This window comes from Halomonas sp., from assembly GCF_052095695.1.
GTDB lineage: Bacteria > Pseudomonadota > Gammaproteobacteria > Pseudomonadales > Halomonadaceae > Vreelandella.
This window is the reverse complement of record NZ_JBQDLQ010000016.1, coordinates 48,206-54,948: the sequence shown is the minus strand read 5'-3', so window position 1 is coordinate 54,948 and position 6,743 is coordinate 48,206. Positions and strand designations below refer to the sequence as shown.

10 protein-coding genes are annotated in these 6,743 nt (G+C 57.6%); all 10 read left to right on the top strand.

Going from position 1 to position 6,743, the window contains the following annotated elements:
- Positions 1-868 (top strand): phage head morphogenesis protein (locus ACTH5D_RS05230; RefSeq protein ID WP_441669043.1); only part of this gene is annotated, 868 nt, incomplete at its 5' end.
- A gap of 113 nt (positions 869-981) precedes the next feature.
- A complete protein-coding gene (locus ACTH5D_RS05225) occupies positions 982-1,422 on the top strand; it encodes a phage virion morphogenesis protein (protein ID WP_441669041.1) in 441 nt (146 codons plus the stop codon).
- Positions 1,423-1,589: 167 nt separating this feature from the next.
- On the top strand, positions 1,590-2,066 hold the full coding sequence (locus ACTH5D_RS05220; RefSeq protein WP_441669039.1) for a hypothetical protein: 477 nt from the start codon (positions 1,590-1,592) through the stop codon (positions 2,064-2,066).
- Between the two features lie 62 nt (positions 2,067-2,128).
- Complete coding sequence (locus tag ACTH5D_RS05215; protein WP_441669038.1) at positions 2,129-3,238, top strand: phage protease; 1,110 nt, start codon at positions 2,129-2,131, stop codon at positions 3,236-3,238.
- Between the two features lie 37 nt (positions 3,239-3,275).
- The gene (locus ACTH5D_RS05210) at positions 3,276-3,704 is read left to right on the top strand and encodes a hypothetical protein (RefSeq protein ID WP_441669036.1); all 429 of its coding nucleotides are present in this window, start codon (positions 3,276-3,278) and stop codon (positions 3,702-3,704) included.
- 41 nt (positions 3,705-3,745) lie between these two features.
- Positions 3,746-4,651, top strand: coding sequence for a Mu-like prophage major head subunit gpT family protein (locus tag ACTH5D_RS05205; RefSeq protein WP_441669034.1), 906 nt, complete (start codon positions 3,746-3,748; stop codon positions 4,649-4,651).
- Positions 4,652-4,676: 25 nt separating this feature from the next.
- On the top strand, positions 4,677-5,087 hold the full coding sequence (locus ACTH5D_RS05200) for a gp436 family protein (protein WP_441669032.1): 411 nt from the start codon (positions 4,677-4,679) through the stop codon (positions 5,085-5,087).
- Between the two features lie 10 nt (positions 5,088-5,097).
- Positions 5,098-5,370 carry a hypothetical protein gene (locus ACTH5D_RS05195; protein ID WP_441669030.1) on the top strand — a complete coding sequence of 91 codons (273 nt, stop codon included), beginning with the start codon at positions 5,098-5,100 and terminating at the stop codon, positions 5,368-5,370.
- Complete coding sequence (locus tag ACTH5D_RS05190; protein WP_441669028.1) at positions 5,370-5,804, top strand: phage tail terminator protein; 435 nt, start codon at positions 5,370-5,372, stop codon at positions 5,802-5,804. The genes ACTH5D_RS05195 and ACTH5D_RS05190 overlap by 1 nt, the downstream gene beginning before the upstream one ends.
- Positions 5,805-5,806: 2 nt before the next feature.
- Positions 5,807-6,733 (top strand): phage tail tube protein, encoded by a 927-nt coding sequence (locus tag ACTH5D_RS05185; RefSeq protein ID WP_441669045.1) that lies wholly within the window; start codon positions 5,807-5,809, stop codon positions 6,731-6,733.
- The last annotated feature ends 10 nt before the right edge of the window (positions 6,734-6,743 follow it).

Sequence of the window (6,743 nt, the reverse complement as noted above, 5' to 3'; positions counted from 1 at the left end):
TACTCGGTTGATCTACAAAACCAACCTCGATACCAGTTACGCCGCTGGGCGCTGGGCCCAGATGACCGACCCGGACGTGGTGCGCCTGCGCCCCTACTGGCGCTACGTGCATAACACCATCGAGAATCCACGCCAGCAGCACCAACGCTGGAACAACCTAGTGCTGCGGGCCGACGATCCCTGGTGGCAAGCGCACTACCCACCCAACGGGTTCGGCTGCAACTGCGGCGTCGAGACGTTAAACGAGCGCGGCTTAAAGCGCCTGGGTAAAGAAAGCCCGGATGCAGCGCCCAACGACGGCACCTATGAAAACGTGGACAACACCACCGGCGAAGTGGTTACGGTGCCAAACGGCGTGCAACCCGGCTGGGATTATGCACCGGGGCAGACCGCCACCGAGCGTGCGATCGCTGCCAGGCTTAACCGGCTAGATAGTGTAGAGGCGACAGTGGCCCGCCAGAACGTTGCGCAATTGGTCGAAGCGCCGCTGTTCAATCGCTTCTGGAATGGCGAGGTGCGCGGTGAATATCCCGTGGCCGTAGTGCCAGCGGTGGAACGCCAAGTGTTAGGCGCGGAAAGCCCTGTGGTGTTGCTCTCACAAGAAAGCCTGACGGCCCATAAAGTGAGCCACCCAGAAGTGGGGCTAGCGGATTACCGACGGATACAGGAAATATTGGATCAAGGCGAGGTGTACCAGCGCTACGGCGAGCCAGGGCGTATGATCTATTTAAGTGTCGGGGAACGCTTATATCGAGCCGCATTGAAGCGCACAGCCGACGGCAAGAAGAATTACTTCTTAACGCTGTTTGTGGTCAGTGACGAAAAGGCCGAGCGGGAAGTCAGGCAGAAAATGCAGCGGTTGCGTTGAACCAAAAAGACAGTGCAAGGCTGGTTCGCCATCCCCAGATACCTCATCTGCGTGCGCAGGGTACACCAGGCGAATATTGGTCTCATGCACTCAACACAGTATAGGAGAGAACCATGGGTACCATCAACGTTAGTTCTGAGGCCGTCGAACGCGCCATCCAAGATCTGATCAATAAAGGCGAAGACCTAACAGCGCCGATGAAGTCGATCGGCGAAGAGATGATCAACCCCACCCAGCAACGCTTCCGCGATAAAGAAGCCCCGGACGGCAGCGCCTGGCAAGACAACTCCCCAGTCACTGAAAAGCGCAAAGGCCACGGGCGTGTGCTGGAAGGTGAAAGCAATGAGCTATCAAAGCAGTTCAGCTATAGCGCCACGTCAGACAGCGTCGAATGGGGCAGCTTGATGGTATACGCGCCTATGATGCACTGGGGCGGAACAAAAGCCGAGTTCCCGCACTTGTGGGGTGATATCCCTGGGCGTGAATTCATCGGCCTGAATGAGGACGACGACGACGAGGTTTTAGCCATCCTCGCCGACCATTTGAGCGTATAACCCGAATTCATCAACGCGGCCCTGTAAGCGCCGCTAAGGCATCCCCCGCTACGTTGGCCTGACTTTTCCCAGCAAGGCGCGTTAGACCCGCGTTAGATTTTGATTAGACCTTACTTTGGCCCGCATGAATGGCTTACGATAAAACAAAACAGTAAGAGGAATATCTAATGGCTCAGTTTTTGAGTGTTCTCGGTGCGATAGCCGTTGCAGCTCTTGGAGCGGCATCAACCTACCTGTTTACCAAATGGCGGGAAAGAGAAGCTGAAATACGTAAGGAAAAGATGGAGCACTATAAAGAGCTTATACACTCTCTCAACCTCTTCCTTGCTAGTGTTTCTCCGTCACCTTCATCACTTAGTATATTTGCTGGTTTAGAAAAATATGAGGGGTGGCAAGAAGGCATCAATTCAACTGCGAGTGTTGATGAGGCTAAGGGTAAATTTACAGCAGCAGCCAATAAGTCCTTCATCATTGCATCAAATGAAGTTGTAGTAGCGCTCATGGCGCTACTCGACGCTCTTAAAGATTCAACGACGGCTGAAGACCTACGTTGGCAAGCAGTCAATCGATTGATTGAAAAAATACGGTTTGACTTGGGCGTTTCTAAATCTTCACTTCCTATTTCGATCAAGCTGGCAGCTTAAGCCCGAAAACTCCTAAAGCGCTTTAAATCCACGCCCCGCCCTAAGCCCCCGATCATGGGGGCATGAAAACACAAAGCCTTCAAACAAAGCCCCGCGTCGCCGTTTGTGCTCTACGAGTGCAAGCCACTGACGATAAAACGCGCCTGATGCCGTCCGGTACGTTCCATGCTCCGCGTGGGGCTGCTGAAGGCTCTGGCCCATGGCACCTCTCTGCCGAGCAAGCCCAAGCCATTATTCGCTTGGCCGCTGCGCGCAGTACCGATATCGCCATCGACTACGAACACCAAACCCTTTACGCCGAAAAGAACGGCCAGCCCGCGCCTGCCGCTGGCTGGGTCGACCCGCGCTCGCTTGAGTTTCGGGACGATGGCCTATATGGCGCGATTGCCTGGACGGCCAAAGCCCGCGCAGCGATCACGCCTGGGCCAAACGGCGAGCCTGCTGAATATCTCTACCTCTCCCCCGTATTTCCCTACGACGCCAACGGTGTGCCTTTAGACCTGTTGCACCTGGCGTTAACCAACACCCCCGCCATTGATGAGGGCGCGGCGCAGCTTGCCGCTGCTCGGATGGCGATTACCCACGACGTCACTAACGACGCCCAGGAGATCGACACCGTGAAACGTGAGCAACTGATTCAAACCCTAGGCTTGGCCGCTGAAGCCACCGACGAACAGATCGACACCGCGATTGCCGCGCTGAAGTCTGCCCAAGCCGATGCCGAGGCGTTCCGCCAAGCGTTGGGTGCCAAAGACGACGCGAAGCCAGCGGAAGCCGTTGCAGCCCTGAAAGCCTCCAGCGCTACCGCCGCGCCTGACATGAGCCAGTACGTGCCCAAGGCCGTGTACGACGAGCAAGGCACCCAGCTGGCGGCACTGAAAGCCAACAGCAACACCGCTGAGCTGGACGGCCTGATTAAAGAAGGCTTGGAAGATGGCCGCATTCCCGGCAAGGCGACGGCGGATTGGCTGCGCGTGCAAGGCATTGCTGCCTGTAAAGCGCATCTGGACGGCGCGCCCAGCATCGCTGCGTTGAAGGCGACTCAAACCCAGGGCAAGCAGCCTGAAGGTGGCGCGGTTAGCGACGGCGAAAAGCTCAGCGAGGCTGAACTGGCGGTGTGCAAATCCATGGGGATTAGCACTGAGCAGTACCGCGCCGCTAACCCAGCCTAATCAGCGGCACTAACCCAATACGCAAGAGGATGACACCGTGGCACTTACCAAAAATCGCAATACACCGTATCGCCATAACACCAGCCGTAACCACGCGCTTGCCGCTGGGGCGGTGGTGTTTGCTGGTGGCATCGTCGCCATGGCAGCCAGTGGCTTTGTAGCTGCTGGAACAACTGCTACCGGCTTAGTCGCCGTCGGTGTGGCCACGCACTACCAGGACAACACCACAGGCGATAACGGCGACCAGCACGTCGACGTGAAGGTCGGCTGCTTTGCCTTCGACAACTCCGCAGCGGCAGACGAAATCACCGCTGCCGACGTAGGCAAGCCCTGCTACCTAGTGGACGACCACACCGTGGCCAAAACCGATGGCGAGGCGGCGCGCTCCATCGCCGGAATCATCGACGGCGTAGACGACTTTGGCGTGTGGGTAGTGATCGACCCCACCTCCGGCGCCTACCTGTAACGCCCCATTAACGGCCCGCTTGGCCTAAGAGGATAGCAACCATGAATTTAAATAACGCCAACCTGAACGCGCTGCTCAAGGCCTACAAGGCCAACTTCCAGCAGGGCTTCAACTCTGTCGGCGATGCGGGCAGCGTGCATGAGCAGTTCTGCACCATTGTCACCAGTACCACAGCGGTTGAAGTGTACCCCTGGCTAAAAGCCTTGCCGCGTATGCGCGAATGGCTGGGCGACCGTGTCATTCACGGCCTTGAAGGTGCGGACTTCTCTATCAAAAACCGTAAGTTCGAGCTAACCGCAGGCGTTCCCCGCGACAGCATCGAAGACGACACCTACGGCCTATATGCCCCGGTATACCAGGAGTTTGGCCGTTCCAGCCGTGAGCATCCCAACGAAATCGCCGTTGAGGTGTTAGCCGCAAACCCGCTCTGCTACGACGGCAAGCGCCTGTTTGCCAATGACCACCCAGTGTTAGACGCCAAGAAGAAGGAAATCGGCGTTTCCAACGACATGGGCGGCAATGGCGCTGCTTGGTATGTGATGGATCTCACCCGCGCCATCAAGCCGATGGTCTTCCAGAAGCGACGTGACTATGACTTCCGCGCCCTGACCAACCTGGATGACTCTCAAGTCTTTATGACCGACAACTTCCTCATGGGCGTGGATGCCCGTGTAAATGCCGGTGCAGGCCTATGGCAACTGGTCGTTCGTTCTAACCAACCCTTCAACGCAGCGAACTATGAGCTGGCTCGCAAGAAGCTCCAGGAGCTGAAAGGCGACCATGACCGTCCATTGGCGTTGCGCCACAGCCACACGATGGTGCCCAGCAATATGGAAGGCCCGGCACGGCGTGTGCTCACCAACGCTATGAACGAAGCGGGCGCGACCAACGAATGGGCCAACACCTCACAGCTAATCATGAACCCATGGTTGCCTAGCGCGGCGTAAGCCTAGCTAAACGGAGCGTTAACCCATGCCCTACTGCACACAAGCCGATTTGGTCGAGCGTTTCGGCGCTGACGAGATCCTCGCCATCGCTCGCGATGAAACCGGCATGGCCATCGACACCGCCGTGGTCGAACGCGCCTGTGAAGACGCCAGCGGCGAGATTGATGGCTACGTCAGTGCAGCGGGCTACCCGGTGCCGCTTTCGCCGGTGCCGCGCATCCTGATTGCCAACGCCTGCGACATTGCCCGGTACCGGCTCTATGACGAACACGCCAGCGATCAGGTACAGAAACGCTACGACGACGCGGTGAAGTTCTTAAAGAGCGTATCCCGTGGCGAAGTGCGCCTGGGGATCTCGACCGGCCCTGCATCAAGCAGCGCAGGCAGCGTGCAAATGAACTCAGGCCGCCGGGCATTTAACGGCGGCGGTTTTTAAGGAGATGGCCATGAGTGCCAAACAGACCACTAAAAAAGCCCCGCCGACGCCTCGCAAGGAAATCAGCCTGCGGGTGAAGACAAAATCACCCGGCGTTAAGCGCCAGGTGTGCGGGGTTATTTTCGACAACACCTGGAAGCACATCACGCTGGACGACCGAGGCAGCGCCTACAAAGCCATTGCCCGCGATCCCGCGATGATGATGGAGCCAGCGCCAGCCCCTGTGAAAGAACCTGAGCCCAAAGCAGCGGAAGAAACGCAACCAGGCAAAGAGGCTAAGTAATGCTCTCGCTCACGCCCTGGCTTGATCGCCTTAACGCTCTGGGTGGCCCAGTGGTGCAGCTTGCTGCCGATGTTGAAGCCGCCAAGCGCAACTCACAGCTTCCCAACATGATGCTGGTGTTAGGGCGTGAAATCGTCAGCCATGGCGCAATGAGCAACCAGTCACGCCATCGCGTGAAAACGGAGGTGTTGCTGGTAACGGGTATTCGTCGCCGTAACCAACCGCTAGGGCCAGTGGCCACAGCGGGAGACGACGAACTGGCACGGCTACGCAAGCCCGCGCTAACGCAGTTAATTAATTGGATGCCGCCTGGTTGCGACATCCCCGTGAAATGGCAACGCGGCCAGCTGTTGGCCCTACAAAGCCACGCCCTGTTTTGGGCCGATGTGCTAACCGCCGAATACTGGTGGCCACTTGAGGAGAATTCCCCGTGAGCATGAGAACCAACCGCCGGGCGATGCTGTTCGCCCTGGAATCTGAGTACAACGATGGCACCACCACGCCGGAAGCGGCCACGGATGCCATTTTAACCCGAGAGATTACCGTTACCCCGCTGAGCGGTAGCGATATCGAGCGTAACTTTGTGCGCCCTTACTACGGCAACTCGCCTAAAGCGGCGGGCGAAAAGCACGTTGAAGCGGTTATTGAAGTCGAGCTGAACACCAGCGGCACCGCTGGCACCGCGCCGCCATGGGGCAAGCTGCTGCGCTGCTGCGGCTTTGCTGAAGTTGTGGTGGACGGCGAAAGCGTCACCTATAGCCCGGTTTCCGAGAACGAAGACAGCGGCGTGTTCTTCGCGCATGTGGACGGCAACCTGCACAAAGGCCGTGGCGTACATGGCACGGCTGCGTTCACCGTCAATGCAGAAAGCATGCCGGTGATCCGCTTTACCCTGCGCGGCTTGCTTAGCCCAGTGACACAAGAGCAGCTACCTAACGTCACCCTCAGCCAGTGGCGTGAAGCGTTAGCGGTCAACACGCTGAATACCAAGCCACTGGCCTTTATGGGTGCCACGGTGCCGTTCAACCAGTTCTCACTCGATATGTCGGGCCAAGTGGTGCACAACAAAATCGTTGGCTCCAACGATATCCAGATTACGGGGCGCTCCCCTTCAGGCCAATTGAGCATCGAAGACCCCGGTGTTGGCGTCATGAACTACTTTCAGGTCTCGCAGAACGCCGATACCGGCCCGCTCATGCTCACCCAGGGCAAAACAGCAGGCGACATCATTGAAATCAGCATGCCCAAGGTCGGCATCGAATCGCCATCGTATAGCGACCAAGACGGCACGCAGATGCTCAGCATCAACTACATGCCTGAGCCGGTAGACGGTAACGACGAAGTCACCATCACCGTCAAATAAAGCCGCTTAA